13 protein-coding genes are annotated in these 16,765 nt (G+C 61.6%); 12 read left to right on the forward strand and 1 reads right to left on the reverse strand.

Annotated elements, in window-relative coordinates; genetic code table 11:
- The first annotated feature begins 133 nt into the window (after positions 1–133).
- Genes BM438_RS42425 through BM438_RS42465 form a run of 9 tightly spaced genes read left to right on the forward strand, consistent with a single transcriptional unit; the run spans position 134 to position 13,020 of the window.
- Positions 134–2,089 (forward strand): extracellular solute-binding protein, encoded by a 1,956-nt coding sequence (locus BM438_RS42425; RefSeq protein ID WP_093647194.1) that lies wholly within the window; start codon positions 134–136, stop codon positions 2,087–2,089.
- Between the two features lie 8 nt (positions 2,090–2,097).
- A complete protein-coding gene (locus BM438_RS42430; protein WP_093647172.1) occupies positions 2,098–3,150 on the forward strand; it encodes a microcin C ABC transporter permease YejB in 1,053 nt (350 codons plus the stop codon).
- Positions 3,104–4,219 carry an ABC transporter permease gene (locus BM438_RS42435; RefSeq protein ID WP_093647174.1) on the forward strand — a complete coding sequence of 372 codons (1,116 nt, stop codon included), beginning with the start codon at positions 3,104–3,106 and terminating at the stop codon, positions 4,217–4,219. The genes BM438_RS42430 and BM438_RS42435 overlap by 47 nt, the downstream gene beginning before the upstream one ends.
- On the forward strand, positions 4,216–5,877 hold the full coding sequence (locus tag BM438_RS42440; protein ID WP_093647176.1) for an ABC transporter ATP-binding protein: 1,662 nt from the start codon (positions 4,216–4,218) through the stop codon (positions 5,875–5,877). Before BM438_RS42435 ends, BM438_RS42440 begins: the two co-directional genes overlap by 4 nt.
- The gene (locus tag BM438_RS42445; RefSeq protein WP_093647178.1) at positions 5,870–7,306 is read left to right on the forward strand and encodes a TldD/PmbA family protein; all 1,437 of its coding nucleotides are present in this window, start codon (positions 5,870–5,872) and stop codon (positions 7,304–7,306) included. Before BM438_RS42440 ends, BM438_RS42445 begins: the two co-directional genes overlap by 8 nt.
- Positions 7,306–8,667 carry a TldD/PmbA family protein gene (locus tag BM438_RS42450; RefSeq protein WP_093647180.1) on the forward strand — a complete coding sequence of 454 codons (1,362 nt, stop codon included), beginning with the start codon at positions 7,306–7,308 and terminating at the stop codon, positions 8,665–8,667. The genes BM438_RS42445 and BM438_RS42450 overlap by 1 nt, the downstream gene beginning before the upstream one ends.
- A 43-nt stretch (positions 8,668–8,710) precedes the next feature.
- The gene (locus BM438_RS42455; RefSeq protein WP_307850281.1) at positions 8,711–9,253 is read left to right on the forward strand and encodes a GNAT family N-acetyltransferase; all 543 of its coding nucleotides are present in this window, start codon (positions 8,711–8,713) and stop codon (positions 9,251–9,253) included.
- A gap of 4 nt (positions 9,254–9,257) precedes the next feature.
- Complete coding sequence (locus BM438_RS42460) at positions 9,258–9,806, forward strand: GNAT family N-acetyltransferase (RefSeq protein ID WP_093647184.1); 549 nt, start codon at positions 9,258–9,260, stop codon at positions 9,804–9,806.
- A gap of 13 nt (positions 9,807–9,819) precedes the next feature.
- Positions 9,820–13,020 (forward strand): multidrug efflux RND transporter permease subunit, encoded by a 3,201-nt coding sequence (locus tag BM438_RS42465; protein WP_093647186.1) that lies wholly within the window; start codon positions 9,820–9,822, stop codon positions 13,018–13,020.
- A 57-nt stretch (positions 13,021–13,077) separates the two neighbouring features.
- On the opposite strand, the gene BM438_RS42470 is transcribed toward BM438_RS42465, so the two are convergent.
- Positions 13,078–13,428, reverse strand: coding sequence for a DUF4148 domain-containing protein (locus tag BM438_RS42470; protein ID WP_143131864.1), 351 nt, complete (start codon positions 13,426–13,428; stop codon positions 13,078–13,080).
- A gap of 360 nt (positions 13,429–13,788) precedes the next feature.
- Between BM438_RS42470 and BM438_RS42475 the strand changes: the two genes are divergently transcribed.
- The 3 genes from BM438_RS42475 to BM438_RS42485 are packed head-to-tail and all read left to right on the forward strand — an operon-like array spanning position 13,789 to position 16,611.
- Complete coding sequence (locus tag BM438_RS42475; protein WP_093647196.1) at positions 13,789–14,466, forward strand: response regulator transcription factor; 678 nt, start codon at positions 13,789–13,791, stop codon at positions 14,464–14,466.
- Between the two features lie 13 nt (positions 14,467–14,479).
- Positions 14,480–15,877, forward strand: a complete 1,398-nt coding sequence (locus BM438_RS42480; RefSeq protein ID WP_093647188.1) for a sensor histidine kinase — start codon at positions 14,480–14,482, stop codon at positions 15,875–15,877.
- A 35-nt stretch (positions 15,878–15,912) separates the two neighbouring features.
- Positions 15,913–16,611: a response regulator transcription factor gene (locus BM438_RS42485; protein ID WP_093647190.1), complete on the forward strand. Its 699-nt coding sequence runs from the start codon at positions 15,913–15,915 to the stop codon at positions 16,609–16,611.
- Positions 16,612–16,765 lie beyond the last annotated feature (154 nt).

Below are 16,765 nucleotides of genomic sequence, written 5' to 3' on the forward strand. Positions count from 1 at the left end.
GGCGGCGCAGTCTGCCTGTCGTCGCAATGGACCAGCGTGCACCGGTAAAGCCAACAGGTTGTACTCGTGCCGCAGGACGAATCGCGCGCAGGTCACGAGCCGGTGCGCACTGTATGGGCTGATGAAAAGAATGATGAATTCCGGACTGTTGCGCCTGCACGACGCGATTGGATGTTTGCTCGGCGCAGTGCGCCGCGCCGCGAGCATCTCGTTCGTCATTGCCGCTGCGCCTGGCCTACTAGCGGTATGCGGAGCGATGCCGACGGCGGCGCAGGCAAAACCGTCGATTTCACAGTACGACCAACCGAAATATCCCGCCGATTTCACGCACTTCGACTACGCGAATCCCGACGCGCCCGCGAGCGGCTCGCTCAGTTTCGAAAACTATAGCGAACTGCAGACTTACGATTCGCTCAATCCGTTCCTCGTGCGTGGCGCGCCCGCGCCCGACATCCAGAATCTGATGTTCGATACGCTGATGCAGCGTAGCTGGGACGAACTGGCCTCCGAATATCCGCTGATCGCCGACGATGTCGAAGTCGCATCGGATCTGACGTCAGCGACATTCCATATCAATCCCGCCGCACGCTTTTCGAACGGCGATCCGATTACGGCCGCCGACGTCAAATATTCGTACGACACGTTGACGAGTCCGCAGGCTTCGCCGCTTTTCAACGCGCAGTTCTCAATCATCAAAAGCGCGACGGTAATCGACAAGAGCACGATCCGCTTCGATTTCAAGCACGCTGAACGCGATGCGCCATTGATTGCCGGCGACCTGCCGATTTTCTCGCCGAAGTGGGGGATGCAACCCGATGGCAAGCGTCTGCCATTCGACCAGATCTCTTCCATGCCGCCGATCAGTAGCGGCGCCTATCTGATCGAGAGCCGCAAGAACGACAAGCAGATCACGTATCGCCGCAACCCTGACTACTGGGCGGCGAATCTGCCTTCGCGACGTGGCATGTTCCGTTTCGAGCGCATTACGTTCAACCTGTACCGTGACCATTACACGCAGCTCGAAGCCTTCAAGGCGGGCGACGCGGACGTCATCGTCGAATACAGCGCGACGCAGTGGGCGCGCAAATATGTCGGCAAGAACTTCGACAACGGACTGCTGAAGAAGGGCGAATTCGCCGACGGTCCCGCGCAGATGCAGGGCATGCTGATGAATATGCGCAAACCGATGTTTCAGGATCCGCGCGTGCGTCATGCCCTGACGCTGGCACTCGACTACGACTGGATGAACCGGATGATGTTCTACGGTCAATACCGGCGTACGAACAGCTATTTCGAGGCCAGTCCGTTCGGTGCGACCGGCATGCCGGGCGAGAAGGAACTGGCGTTGCTCGAACCATTGCGTGGCAGCGTGCCGCCTGAAGTGTTCGGCCCGATGCTCAAACAACCCGACACGATTCCACCGAATTCCCTGCGCGGCAATTTGCGCGTTGCGCGCGATCTGCTGGCGCAAGCCGGTTGGCACTATCGCGACGGCGCATTGCGCGACGCCAACGGTACGCCGATGACGATCGAGATCATGGACGATCAGCCCGGCATGGATCGTCTGATCCTGCCGTATATGCAGGCGCTCGGCATGCTCGGTATTCAGGCCCATATGCGCGAAATCGACAGCGCGTTGTACGAGAAACGTCTGGACAATTTCGAGTACGACATGACCACCTTCATCTATCCGCCGGTCACGATTCCGGGCGCCGAACTGACCCGCCGCTTCGGCAGTGCGGCTGCGTCCGAAGTCGGCTCCGAGAACTATACGGGCATCCGTTCGAAGGCGGTCGACTCGCTGATTCACTCCGCGCTCACCGCCACCAATCTCGACGATCTGGAAGCCGCAACCCGTGCGCTGGATCGCGTGCTGATCTATTCGTTCTATCTTGTGCCCGAGTACTACGCGCCGGGCGCACGCATCGGCTACAAGACCGCCATCGGCTTTCCGAAGACCGTGCCGAACTCCTATCTGTACGAAGACTGGGTCATCGACTACTGGTACGCGAAAGCGCCGGGCGCACAGGCGACGCAGAAACTCGAGGCCGCGCAATCCGCGAGTTCAACCACGGCCACGGCCCACTGAGGAACACCATGCTCGCCTACATTCTCAGACGATTGCTGTTGATGGTGCCGACGCTGCTCGGCGTGGTCACGCTGACCTTTGTCGTCACGCAGTTCGTACCGGGTGGGCCGGTCGAACAGGTGATGACGCAACTCCGCCACGGCGCTGGCCGTGGCGGAGAGGCGGGGTCGGGTGGCGGAGGCTATCACGGCAGCCAGGGTGTCGATCCGCAGCAACTCGAGCAGATCAAGAAGCAATTCGGCTTCGACAAGCCGCCGCTCGAGCGCTACGTTCTGATGCTCAAGCGCTATGCGACCTTCGATCTCGGCCAGTCCTACTATCAGCATGACAGCGTGTGGGACGTCATCAAATCGAAGCTACCCGTGTCGATCACGCTCGGCTTATGGACGGTGATGCTCACGTATCTGATATCGGTGCCGTTAGGCATTGCGAAAGCGGTGCGCAACGGCTCGCGCTTCGATACCGTGACCAGTGTGCTGGTGCTCGCCGGTTACGCGATTCCCGGTTTCGTGCTGGGTGTGCTGTTGCTGATGCTGTTCGGCGGTGGCACTTTCTGGCAGGTGTTTCCGATGCGCGGCCTCACCTCGGACAACTTCAACGACCTCAGTGCCTTCGGCAAGCTGCTCGACTATTTGTGGCACATCGTATTGCCGGTCACGGCTTCAGTAGTGGGCAACTTCGCGATCGTCACGATCCTGACCAAGAATACTTTCCTCGAGGAGATAGGACGTCAATACGTATTGACTGCACGCGCTAAAGGAGCGCCGGAGCGCGACGTGCTGTGGAAACACGTGTTGCGCAATGCTGCGATTCCGTTGCTGACCGGTTTGCCGGCAGCCTTCGTCGGCGCCTTCCTGAACGGCAATCTGTTGATCGAAACCCTGTTCTCGCTCGACGGCATGGGCCAACTTTCGTATGACTCGGTGATTCGCCGTGACTATCCGGTCGTGCTCGGTTCGCTATTTCTGTTCACGCTGATCGCCCTCGTAACCAAACTCATTGCTGACGTCTGCTATGTCCTCGTCGACCCCCGCATCCAATTCAACCGCCTGGACCGCTGATCAGTCCGGCGCGGCGCACGTGGCGTCGCCGTCTCCCTGGCGGCGTACGTGGCTGCGCTTCAAGCGGCAGAGGCTCGGTTACTGGAGCCTCGTGATCTTCGTGTCGCTGTTCGTCATCAGCCTGTTCGGCGAGGTGCTGTCCAACGATCGTCCGTTGATTGTCCGCTATGACGGGCACTATTACTTTCCTATCGTCAAAGACTATTCGGAGAAGATTTTCGGCGGCGATTTTCCGGCGCGTGCGAATTATCTCGATCCGTATATCCGTTCGCGACTCGAATCGAATGGCAACTTCGCGATCTATCCGCCGAATCATTTCCATTACGACACGATCGACTACTTCGCCGCCCATCCATATCCGGCGCCGCCCACCCGAAGCAACTGGCTCGGCACGGATCAGTACGGCCGCGATGTGCTTGCGCGGCTGCTGTACGGTTTCCGGCTCTCGGTGTTGATGGCGCTCGCGCTCACGGTGTCCGGCGTTCTGATCGGCGTATTGACCGGCGCGGTGCAGGGCTTCTACGGCGGCCGCACCGATCTGATCGGCCAGCGTCTGATCGAGATATGGAGTTCGATGCCTGACCTGTACCTGCTGATCATATTCGCGTCGATCTTCGAGCCCACGCTATGGCTGCTCTTTATTCTTCTCTCGATGTTCGGCTGGCTCGTGCTCTCAGACTATGTGCGCGCCGAGTTTTTGCGCAACCGCTCACTGGACTACGTGAGGGCGGCACGCACCATGGGTCTCTCGAACTGGCAGATCATGTGGCGCCATGTGTTGCCGAATAGCCTGACGCCGGTGATTACCTTTCTACCGTTTCGCATGAGCGCGGCGATTCTGTCGCTGACCAGTCTCGACTTCCTTGGGTTGGGCGTGCCGCCGCCTACGCCGAGCCTCGGCGAACTGCTTCAGGAAGGCAAAAACAACCTCGACGCCTGGTGGATTTCGGTTTCGGCTTTCGCTGCACTGGTGATTACGCTCCTGCTATTGACCTTCATGGGCGACGCATTACGCAATGCGCTCGATACGCGCAAACGCGGTTCGGCCTTCGGCGGAGGCCCGCGATGAGCGACGTCAAACCAAACCGGCCGTTGCTGGAAATCGACCGCTTCTCCGTACGTTTCGGCGACAAGATCGCCGTGCATGAACTCAGCCTCTCGATCGCGCGCGGAGAGCGCGTCGCCCTGGTCGGCGAATCGGGCTCCGGCAAGAGCGTCACTGCATTGTCGATTCTGCGTCTTGTCGAGCATGCTGATCTCAGCGGCCGCATGCTGCTCGACGGTGAAGATCTGCTGCAGAAGACCGAGCAGCAAATGCGCGGTCTGCGCGGTGCCGACGTGGCGATGGTGTTTCAGGAGCCGATGACGGCGCTCAATCCGCTCTTCACGATCGGCAAGCAGATCGCCGAAAGTTTGCGCCTGCACGAAGGCTTGCGGCCGAACGCGGCGCGCAAGCGCGGCATCGAGTTGCTCAGGCGCACGGGCATTCCCGAGCCGGAACGGCGCATCGACAGTTTTCCGCATCAACTGTCCGGCGGCCAGCGGCAGCGCGCGATGATCGCCATGGCGCTGGCGTGCCGGCCACGTCTGCTGCTTGCGGACGAACCGACCACCGCGCTCGACGTCACCGTGCGTCAGCAGATCGTGGATCTGTTGATCGCGTTGCAGGAACAGGAAGCGGCTGAGCGTGGCATGGCCGTGCTACTGATCACGCATGACTTGAATCTGGTGAAGCGTTTCGCGCAGCGCGTCGCGGTGATGGAAAAGGGCGTGCTGGTCGAAACCAATACAACCGAAGCGTTGTTCTCCAACCCGCAGCATCCCTACACGAAGCGTCTGCTGGATAGCGAGCCGCAACGTGCGGTGGAGCCGGTCGAGCCGGATGCGCGGCGTTTGCTCGAAGTGCAGGGACTCGCCGTCGACTACAGCACCTCCGCGAAAGGCTGGCGCTCCATGTTCGGCCGCTCCACGTTCCGCGCAGTGCACGACGTGGACCTGAGCGTGCGGCGCGGTGAAACGCTCGGCATCGTCGGCGAATCGGGGTCGGGAAAATCGACGCTGGCGGCCACCGTGCTCGGTCTGCAGCGACCGGCCGCCGGCCATATCCATATCGACGGTTTGCCGTTAGCCTCGCTAAAAACCGCGCGCTCTCGCCGCGAGTTGTATTCGCGCATGCAAGTCGTGTTTCAGGACCCGTTCGGTTCCCTGTCGCCGCGTATGACGGTGGAGCAGATCATCGGCGAAGGCCTGACCATGCATCAGCCCGACATGGACGCCAAGGCGCGGCGCGCACGCGTGGGTAGCCTGCTGGAAGAAGTGGGCATGCCCGCGGACGCTATGCTGCGCTATCCGCATGAGTTTTCCGGCGGCCAGCGCCAGCGTATAGCGATCGCGCGTGCGCTCGCGGTCGAGCCTGAATTGCTGGTGCTCGATGAGCCGACCAGTGCACTCGATGTATCCATCCAGAAACAGGTGCTGAATCTGCTGACAAATCTGCAGAAAAAGTACAAGCTAAGCTATTTGTTCATTACGCACGATCTGGCGGTGATGCGAGCCATGGCGCATCGTGTGATCGTGATGAAGTCAGGACGCATCGTCGAAGCCGGCGACACACTCGATGTGTTGCACGCGCCGTCGCATCCTTATACCCAGTCGCTGCTCGCGTCGTCGCTGATCGTGTCGCCGGCGGGGGCAGCAAAGACTCCTACGGGAACCGTTAATGATTGACGAACGTTGGGCGCAAGCCGCCCGGTCGCTTACGAGCCGCGCGGCGTTCTGGTCGCTGCGCATTGTCGATGAACAGATCGACGATCACGAGATCCGCAACGACGTCGCGCAGCCCATGCGCACCGTGCGCGATCGTGGCGCGATGCTGATCGCATGGGTGGGCGCGGGTGCAGGCTATGCGGCTACCGCGAATCTGAGTGCAGCGGGTCTGCAGGAAGCGCTGGATCTCGCCACGGCTCGCGCCGAAGCGAGTGCGGCCTTGTCGCTGATCGACCATCGCGAGGTAGTGCGTCCTGTGATGAGCGGCCACTATGTGTCGCCGAACGCGCAGCTTGCATTGCCGGGCCGCGCCGAATGGTTGGACCGCTTGAGCGTGGAGTGCGCGGGTGCGAATCTCGATGCACGCATTGTCGAGCGTGTCGCGGCCGTGCAGATCACGCTAACCGATCAGCTCTACATCACCAGCGACGGCGTGCGCATCGATCAGCAGTTCCAGTTCGTGATGCCGCAATTGAGCGTGGCTGCCCACGCGGATGGCGATACGCAGGTGCGCACCCTCGGCGGCAACTACGGCACCCTGGGGCAGGGCGGCATGGAAGTGCTGACACGCTTCGGCTTCGAGGGCTCGGGCGCGCATGTCGCCAATGAAGCGCTGCAATTGCTGGCCGCGCCGAATTGCCCGTCAGGCAAGCGCGATTTGCTGCTGATGCCCGATCAGATGATGCTGCAGATTCACGAGTCGATCGGCCATCCGCTGGAACTCGATCGGATTCTCGGCGACGAGCGCAACTTCGCCGGCTGGAGCTTCGTCAAGAAAGAAATGTTCGGCTCGTACCGCTACGGGTCGGAACTGCTGAACGTGACCTTCGACCCGGAGCTGCGCGAGGAGGCCGCCACGTACGCATTCGACGACGACGGCACCGAAGCGAAGAAACAGTATTTGATCCGCGACGGCGTGCTCGAACGTCCGCTCGGCGGCGCACTTTCGCAGCAACGCGCGCATATGGCGGGCGTGGCGAATTCACGCGCGTCGAACTGGAACCGCCCGCCGATCGACCGGATGGCGAATTTGAACATCGAGCCCGGCGAGAGTTCTCTGGCGCAGATGATCGGCAACATCGAGCACGGCATTCTGATGCGCACCAACACGTCCTGGTCGATCGACGACCATCGCAACAAATTCCAGTTCGGCTGCGAGTTCGGTCAACTGATCGAAAACGGCAAGCTCACCCAGGTTGTCAAACAGCCGAATTATCGCGGCATCTCGGCGAATTTCTGGCGCAGCCTGAGCGCGGTGGGGAACGCGGAAACGCGCGAGGTGTACGGTACGTCCATGTGCGGCAAGGGCGAACCGGCACAGATCATTCGCGTGGGCCACGCCTCGCCGGCTTGCGTGTTCAGCAATATCGACGTGTTCGGAGGCGCTTGATGAGCCAATTCATCTCCTCGCGCACCGCTTCTTCGATCGACTGGCAGCAGCATTTCACGTCGCTGGCCGATGCTATCGAACGCCTGCAGCAAGATGCGGAAACCACGCTGAGCTCATTTGCCGGCGAGCAGTCCGACTTTATCCGCTTCAACTCGGGCAAGGTGCGGCAGATCGGCAGTGTCTCGCAAGGCAAGCTGACTTTGCGTTTGATCGACGGTGCGTGCCAGGCTTATTCGACGCTGACCGTCTGCGGCGATCTGCAACAGGATCTGGACGATGTGAGCGCGGCGCTCGCCACCTTGCGTGAAAGCCTGCGCGGTGCGGCGGACGATCCGCATCTGCTGTTCGACACCTCGCAATGGCAGCGCGCCACGCAGCGTTCGGGCAAGCTGCCGGAGTCGGGCGGCCTGTTGCGCACCGTTGCCGAATGCGCGCAAGGGCTGGATTTCGTCGGCTTTTACGCGGGCGGCACGATTGTGCGCGGTTTTGCGTCCACGAACGGCAGCCGCGGCTGGTACGAAGTCGATAACTTCAATTTCAGCTGGTCGCTATACGACCCGAGCGGCCGTGCGATCAAAACCACTTACGCGGGCGACGACTGGAGCGACGCCGTTTTCGCGCACAAGGTCGAGCGGGCCGCAACGCGTCTCTCGGTGCTCGCGCGCACACCGCGCACATTGGCGCCGGGGCGTTATCGTTCATATCTGGCGCCCGCGGCTCTTGCGGAACTGCTTGGCGTGGCGGCATGGAGCGGCTTCTCCGCACGCGCCCAGGCCACGTCGCGCAGCGAGTTGTTCAAGCTGCATGTGGGAGAAATCGTAGTCGACCCGCGCGTCACGATCAGCGAAGATCTGAATCTCGGCATCACACTCGGCTTCAACGACGACGGCTATTTGCGCGAGAGCGTCCCGCTGATCCAGGCCGGCCGCAGTGCCGAACGCCTGACCAATGCGCGCAGCGCGCGCGAATACGGGTTGACGCCCAACGGTGCGCTGGCGAACGAGTCGCCAGCGGCGCTCTCGATGGAAGCGGGCGATCTGCTGGAAGAGGACGTGCTGGCGAAGCTCGATACCGGTCTCTACATCGGCAACCTCTGGTACGTGAATTTCTCGGACCGGATGAATTGCCGCCTGACCGGCATGACGCGCTTCGCAACCTTCTGGGTCGAGAACGGGCAGATCGTCGCGCCGCTTGAAGCCATGCGATTCGACGATAGCCTGTACCGTGTGCTCGGCAGTGAACTTGAACAACTCGGCGCGCAAGCGGAATTGTTGTTGAGCGATTCGACATGGGGTGAGCGCGCCACCGGCGGCATGCAATTACCCGGCATTCTGACGAGGTCATTCGAATTGACGTTATGAGCCTATGAATCAAGAGATAAGAACAAAATCTAATTCTGGGAGCTTGCCTGAGGGCCTGACGCTGCGCGCGTTGCGCGTGGCCGACGTGGAGCAATACCACGCATTGCTGCAGTTGCCGGCGGTCGTGAACGGCAATCCACACGTGCCGTTTCAGACGATTGCCAGTACGCGCGAATACCTTGAAGAACTCGCGGCCCCCGAAATCGCGATCGCGGCGATGGTCGGCGACACACTGGTCGGTCAAGCGGAGCTCACGCCTTTCAAAGGGCGCCGCGCACATGCCGCGTCACTCGGCATTGGTGTACACGACGCATGGCACCGGCGCGGCATCGGCAATGCGCTGATGACTGAACTGATCGATCTTGCCGACAACTGGCTGGGTCTGCGCCGCCTCGAGTTGTTCGTCTTCGCCGATAATCATGCGGCTTTTGCGCTCTATCGCAAGTTCGGCTTCGAGATCGAAGTGCATCAGCGTGGCGCCGTGTTGCGGCGTGGCGTGCTGATCGACTGTTATTTCATGGCGCGGTTGCGTGAGCCTGCACCGTTGATGTCGGCGCCTTCAGCACTCAATGTCGCAACGGATTAAAGCCATGAAAGAAGAAACGTTGCAAAGCGACGCGGCGCTTGAGAATCGCATCACGGTGCGAGCGCTTGAATCGTCCGACATGGAGGCGTTTGCCGAGATCATGAGCCTGCCGGGCGTGCGGCGCGGCACACTCTCAGTTGGCTATCGCCACATTGAACAGCTCCGCGCGTGGCACGAGAAGCAACTCAAGCGCGGTGTGAGTGTGTGCGCGTGTCTCGACGGTCGCATGGTGGGGCACGCCGGGTTGGAGATTTACCGTCCGAGCCGTGCGCATGGCGCGCATTTAGGAGTGGCTGTGCACGATGCGTATCATGGGCGCGGTGTCGGCTCGGCCCTCCTGCGGGCGCTGACTGAATGCGCGGACGCATCGCTCGGTTTGCGCCGCATCGAACTCTCGGTGTTCTGCGACAACGCGTCGGCGATCGCGCTGTACCGCAAGTTCGGCTTTGTCGAAGAAGGCCGCTCGCGCGGTTATGCAATGCGCGACGGCGTACTGGCCGACGTACTGCATATGGCTCGCCTCGTTGACGCGCCACGTCTCCAGACAATCTGAACGGATTTTTTGCGTGCCATTTTTCTTCATCGACCGCCCGGTTTTCGCATGGATTGTTGCGCTCGCCATTGTCGTGGCGGGTGCGCTTGCCATTCCGCAGCTGCCGGTCGCGCAGTATCCGCGTCTTGCGCCGCCGCGCATCGTGATCAGCGCCACCTATCCGGGGGCCGCCACTGAAGTGGTCGATGCCAACGTCGGCAGCATCATCGAGGAGAGTCTCGATGGCGCCGACAATATGCTGTACTACGAAACGACCAGCGACAACCTGGGCGATCTCGAGATCGACGCGACCTTTGCGCCAGGCACCAATCCGGATCTCGCACTGGTCGACATCCAGAACCGTCTCAAGCAGGTCGAGCCGCGCTTGCCGCAACAGGTCGTGCAGCAGGGCATCACCGTTTTCAAGGCGGCCAATACGTTTCTGATGCTGGTTGCGCTGACCTCCACGGATGGCTCGCGCGATTCCGCGCAATTGGGCGACTACCTGAGCCGCTACGTGTTGCGCGAACTGAAGCGCGCGCCGGGCGTGGGCGCGGCAGAGTTGTGGGACGCCGACGAAGCATTGCGCATCTGGCTCGATCCGATGAAGCTGCGCGAGTACGGCCTCGGCGCCGCGGAAGTCAACGCCGCGATCGCGGCGCAGAACGCCACGGTAACGGCCGGCACGCTAGGCGACGCACCGTTCGTTCCAGGGCAGCAATTGACGGCCTCGGTGAGCGTGAAGGGCCAACTGATCTCGCCCGCCGAGTTCGGCCAGATCGTGCTGAAGGCGCTGCCCGACGGCTCGGCGGTGCGCTTGCGGGACGTCGCGCGGGTCGAACTGGGGCGCGACAATTACTCGTTCTACTCCCGCCTGAACGGCAAGGCCGCGGCGACCGTCGGTATTCAACTCGGACCGCGCGGAAATGCACTCGAGACGTCCAACGCGATCCGCGCGCGGCTTGCCGAACTATCGAAAGGCTTGCCGCCGGGCGTTGCAGTCGAAATTCCGTTCGACAACGCGCATTTCGTGAAGATCGCGATTCGTGAGGTGCTCGTCACGCTGGCTGAGGCGGTGGTACTGGTGTTCTTCGTGATGTGGCTGTTCCTGCGAGATCTGCGCTACACGCTGGTACCGACGGTGGTGATTCCGGTCACGCTGATGGGCGCCTTTCTCGCGATGTACGCCTGCGGCCTGTCGATCAATGTGTTCACGATGTTCGGCCTGGTGCTCGCAATCGGGATTCTCGTTGACGACGCGATCGTGGTGGTGGAGAGCGTGCATCGCGTGATGGAAGAGGAGGGCCTGCCGCCGCGCGAGGCCACCCGTAAGGCGATGACGCAGATCGGCGGCGCGATCGTCGGCGTGACGGCGGTGCTGACTGCCGTGTTCGTGCCGATGGCGTTCTTTCCGGGCGGCGTCGGCGGTATTTACAGGCAATTCGCGGTGTCGATGATCGCGTCGATGCTGGTGTCATCGTTCATGGCCTTGTCGTTGACGCCCGCGCTCTGCGCGAATCTACTGAAAGCGCACAAGCACCCGGTGAGTCAACGCGATGCCCGCCGTGGCCTGCTCGGCTTTGCGGCGCGAGCGGCGAGTCGCTTCACGACCGGTTTCGATCGGGCCGCAAGCGGCTATCGCGGGCTGACCGCGCGTACGCTGCGCCGTATCGGACCGATGCTGGCGATCTATGCCGTGCTGGTCGGCGCGTGCGCCGCGCTCTATTGGCAGATGCCCGGTGGCTTTTTGCCGAGCGAAGATGAAGGCCAGTTGCAGGTGATGGTGCAATTGCCGGCCGGGGCGACGGAGGCGCGTACGCTCGCGGTGGTCCAGCGCATGGAAACGATCCTGCACGCCGAACCCGCGGTCGCGCACGTCACCAGTGTGATCGGCTGGAGTTTTACCGGCAGCGGTCAGAACGTGGCGATGGGCTTTGTCGAACTGAAAGACTGGGGCAAGCGCGACATCGATGCGATGGCCTTGCGCGAACGGCTCAACGAGAAGTTCGACAAGATTCTCGACGGCAACGTGGAGGCGCAATTGCCGCCTTCCGTGCCGGGACTCGGGCATTCGGACGGTTTTGTGTTCCGGCTCGAAGATCGCGGCGGAGTCGGGCTGGATGCGCTGAAGGCAGCGCGCGAGCACCTGTTCGCGCAGGCCAAGGCGAGCCCGGTGCTGGCCTCAGTGCATTCTGAGGATCTGCCGGATGCGCCGCGCGTCGAACTCGTTATCGATCGTGCGAAAGCGTATGCGCTCGGCGTGCCGTTCGACCGGATCACCGACGTGCTGGGCAGCACCTTCGGCTCGACCTATATCGACGACTTTCCCGCCGGTGGCCGGATGCGCCGTGTGATGATTTCCGCCGACGCCGCCACGCGGATGACCGAGGACGATCTGATGGCGCTCGCCGTGCCGAACTCGTCCGGCGGCATGGTGCCGTTGTCCGCGATTGCGTCGCGTCATTGGAGCATCGGTCCGGTGATGCTGACGCGCTATAACGGCTACCCGTCGCTCGACGTGAGCGGCCACGCGGCACCCGGCTACAGTTCGGGCGCAGCGATGGCGGAGATGGAGCGGCTCGCGGCTTCGTTGCCGGTCGGGGTCTCGTATGACTGGGTCGACGCGGCGCGTGAAGAAACCGCGGCGGCGCAGCTCACGCCGTTGCTGATCGGCCTGTCGCTGCTGGCCGTGTTCATGGCGCTGGCTGCCTTGTACGAAAGCTGGACGATTCCGCTTGCCGTGCTGATGGTGGTGCCGCTCGGCGTGATCGGCGCAATCGCCGCGATGCTGCTGCGGGGCATGCCAAACGACGTGTACTTCAAGGTCGGCATGATTACGGTGATCGGCCTCGCGGCGAAAAACGCGATTCTGATCGTGCAGTTCGCACGCGATCTGTATCGCCGCGGCCTGCCGTTGACGCGCGCCGTGACCGAAGCGGCCGCCGCGCGCTTCAGACCGATCGTCATGACCTCGGCAGCATTCCTGCTGGGCGTCGTGCCGCTGGTGGTGTCGAGCGGGGCGGGTGCGGAAAGCCGTCGCTCGATCGGCACCGGTGTGTTCGGCGGGGTGCTGGCGGCCACGCTGTTCGGCCTCGTATTCGCACCGGTCGCGTTTCATGCGGTCGCGTCGCTAACGTATAGCAAACGGCGGCTTGCCGAGTTGCGCCGTAAGCGTGACGAGCGGCACGCACGGCGGCAGGCGAGCGAAAGCGGCCAGTTGACGAATGGCCGGTGACGTGACGTCGGCCACGTTGCGCCTGGGCGCAGTCGCCGTCTGAGTCGAGCACGGCGTTTAGCCGGCCGGCTGATTCACCGCTTGCGCGGGCTCTGCACCGGTCGGCGTTTGCGTAGCCGTTGTCGACGCATGCGCGGCCGGCAAGCAGTCCGCGCGATATTCGGCTTGCAGCTTTTGCTCTGCCTGCTGCAAATCGCTGGGGTATTCGTCGTCGTCGTTGCTCGGGCTGTAGCCGACCGCTTCCAGCTCGCCAAGCTCGTTCATCAACTGCTTGTGCGTCACTTCGCCCTTGAGCGGTTTGAACGGGTAGTCATTGCATTGCTGCTGCGTGAGCGCCGGCGACGCCATCGCCGATGCGCTGCCGATCAGCAGTAGGGTGGTGACGAGGGTTCTGGTTGCGAGCTTCATTTTCATACCATCCACGATAAGGTTCGAATCGGACCGCAGAGAAAACGGCGGGATGGCATTAGGCTAGTGGAGGCGACCTACCGGAGCGGCGTCGGGAAAATGAAATTTGTTTTATCGTTCCGTCGTCAGTTTTAGCGGCCCTGCGGCGAACTTAAATTTTTCTTCATGAAGCGGATATTCATCCGCTATGCAGCTGCGCGTAGCCTGCTGGCAGGCACTTTGGCTAAGCGGCGACACCCGTCGAATCGCACGCCCGTGCTCTGAACGCGTAAGCCGAATATGGCATCATGTCCTTCTACTGATAACCGGTCGCGCCCGCCGCTTGCATCGGTAGAGCTGGCGGTGGCGCATGCAATGATCATGTCGCGAGTACTGACGATCGAAGACGATGAAATTACCGCGAATGAAATTGTCGGTGAGCTGAAAAGCCGTGGTTTTACCGTGGATTGGGTGGCCAATGGCCGCGACGGCATGGCGCGCGCGATCAGCGAAGACTACGACGTGATCACGCTCGACCGCATGCTGCCGGGCGTGGACGGCCTCACGATTCTCACCACCATGCGCAGTATCGGCATTCAAACGCCGGTGCTGATGTTGAGCGCGTTGGGCGATGTGGATGAACGAGTTCGCGGCCTGCGCGCCGGTGGCGACGACTACCTGACCAAGCCGTTCGACCCCGAAGAAATGACCGCGCGTCTCGAGGTGCTGTTGCGCCGCAGTCAAACGCCGGCAGCACCGCTCGAAACCCATTTGCGGGTCGGCCCGCTCGAACTCGATCTGATTTCCCGCAAGGTTCAGCGCGACGGAGAAGATATCGTCTTGCTGCCCACCGAATATCGCGTGCTCGAATTCATGATGCGGCATGCGGGGCAAACCATCACGCGCACCATGCTGTTCGAAGCGGTGTGGGGTTATCACTTCGACCCGGGCACCAATCTGATCGACGTGCACATGGGCCGGCTGCGCAAAAAAATCGACCCGCCCGGCGTCACGCCAATGATCCAGACCGTGCGGGGCTCGGGTTATATCCTCGCATGAGCAGGGCATTTTGATGGACACAACCTTCCCGGCTCAATCAGCGCTCGGGCGGCGCTGGCATTCCACGACCTTTCGCCTGCTATCGGTTTACGCCGTCATCTTTTCGCTTTCGGTGATGCTGCTGCTGGGCTATATCGGCTGGGCCGTGACCGGCGACATGGAGCGCGAGACCGATGTGGTGATGGACTGGCAACTGGTCTACTTCGATTCGTTGCCCGACTCTGGTCTTGCCGACGCGATTCACCGCCGTATCGAACATGAGCGCATGCACACCAATTACTACGGCCTGTTCGCGGCCGACGGCAGTCTGCTGGCTGGGGACGTGCTGGTGTATCCGTCGCAACTGCCTATCAATCGTACTGGCAAGACGCTCGATCTCGTGCTCTCGATGGCGCGCAACGACGAGGCGCCGGTGGTCCGCGCCATGGCCGAGCGGCGCAAGGACGGCTCGACGCTCGTCATCGCGCGTGATCTGACGCACATCCTGCGGATTCGCGAGACCATCATCAACGCGCTGGTGGGCGGCGGGATCGTGTGCCTGCTTGCAGGCGTGGCAGGTGGACTGGCGCTGAGCGTGCGGCAGATGCGCCGGCTGAAAGCGATCCGGCGCGTCACGCAGCGTATTGCGCAGGGCGATCTCGCGCAGCGCTTGCCGATCGGCGGACGCGACGAAGTGGATATGCTCGCGCATCTGGTGAACCATATGCTCGCGGAGGTCGAACGCCTTATGAATGAGGTGAAGGGTGCCTGCGACGGTATCGCGCACGATCTACGCACGCCGCTCGCACATGTGCGAACCTTGCTGGCGCATGTGGCGGAGCGCACCGATACGCTCGACGACGCCGCGCTGTCGCAGTTGGTTGAGCGCGCGCGTATCGAGACCGATGCATTGCTCGACCGGTTTCGCGCGATGTTGCGTATCTCCGAGATCGGCACGCTGCAGCGGCGCGGTGGATTCGGCGAAATGCAGTTGGAGACGCTGATGCAGGAAGTCGGTGAACTATATGAACCGCTCGCCGAAAGCCGCTCGATTCAGCTGTCTGTGCATGTACAGACGGTCGATGCGGTTCATGGTGATCGGGCCTTGCTGTTCGAGGCGTTGAGCAATCTGGTGGATAACGCGATCAAGTTCACGCCCGAAGGTGGCGTGGTGCGCATGGAACTTCGACAGACGTCGGCAGGGCCGCAGGTGGACATTGTCGACAACGGGCCCGGCATCGCCGCGGATGAACGCGATGCGGTTCTGCAGCGGTTTTATCGCGGGGAAAGTACGCGGCATCTGGCCGGATCGGGGCTGGGATTGAGCATCGTGTCGGCGGTGATGCGGGTGCATGACTTCACGATGAAAATTGGCAATGCGCAGCCCGGCACCAGGATTTCTATCGAATGCTGGTCGAGGACGCTCGCATGAAGGTGGTCAATTTCTTTGCTCTGGCAGGGTGGTGAATGCGCGTCCTGTTCGTTGGACCTTCTCATCCGGAAGCGGCGTGGCTGTTCAAGGCACTGCAGGAGAGCGCGCATAGTCTGCAACGGGCCGATGATCTGCGGGATGGGGTTTTTCTTGCGTCGCAGGAGCCGTTCGATGCAATTGTATTGATGGTGCTCGAGGTTGGGTCTTATTCTGCGTTGCATGGGTTCATTGGGGAGTTTGCTACTGCCGGGAGTGGGGCGGCGATTGTTGCTGTGCTCGGTGCGGCTACTGCTCAGGATCGCACGAAGGTTTTGCGCGCCGGCGCGGATGCGTGCTTTTGCCAGCCTTATTCGTTTATTGAAATGCATGAGCGGATGGCCGCTTTGCAGCGGGTTGGGGGTGGTGGTTTTGCTTCTGCTGTCGCTTCTGTTTTACCGGCTGTGGGTGGGCCATCTTTGGATGCGGCTACTCGGGAGCTCGTTTGTGGCGCCCGGCGTGTTGGCGTGACACGGCGGGAGTTTCTTCTGCTTGAGTGTTTACTGAGGCAGGTTAATGCGCCGGTGGCCAGGGATCAGCTGATCCGCTATGCCTGGCCTGAGAAGGAGGACGTCGATCCTTCGAGTGTCAATCTTGTTGTGTCACGGTTGCGGCGCAAGCTTTCGGATGATGTGCCGGAGGTTCGGATTGAGACTGTTAGCCGGTTTGGGTATCAAGTTTCGGTTTTGTGTTTTTGAGGTTTTTTGCCTGCGCGGCGCTTTTGTCTGTGTTCCTGGGGCTTTGGCCTTTCCTTGATTTGTTAGTGGTCTATTAGTGTTGCCCCTGTGCGGGGCGGCACTGTAGTGGTCAAGCGATCCTGGACACCGGCAAAGGGTATTTTTAAAAAGTCGA

The organism is Paraburkholderia aspalathi (assembly GCF_900116445.1).
GTDB lineage: Bacteria > Pseudomonadota > Gammaproteobacteria > Burkholderiales > Burkholderiaceae > Paraburkholderia > Paraburkholderia aspalathi.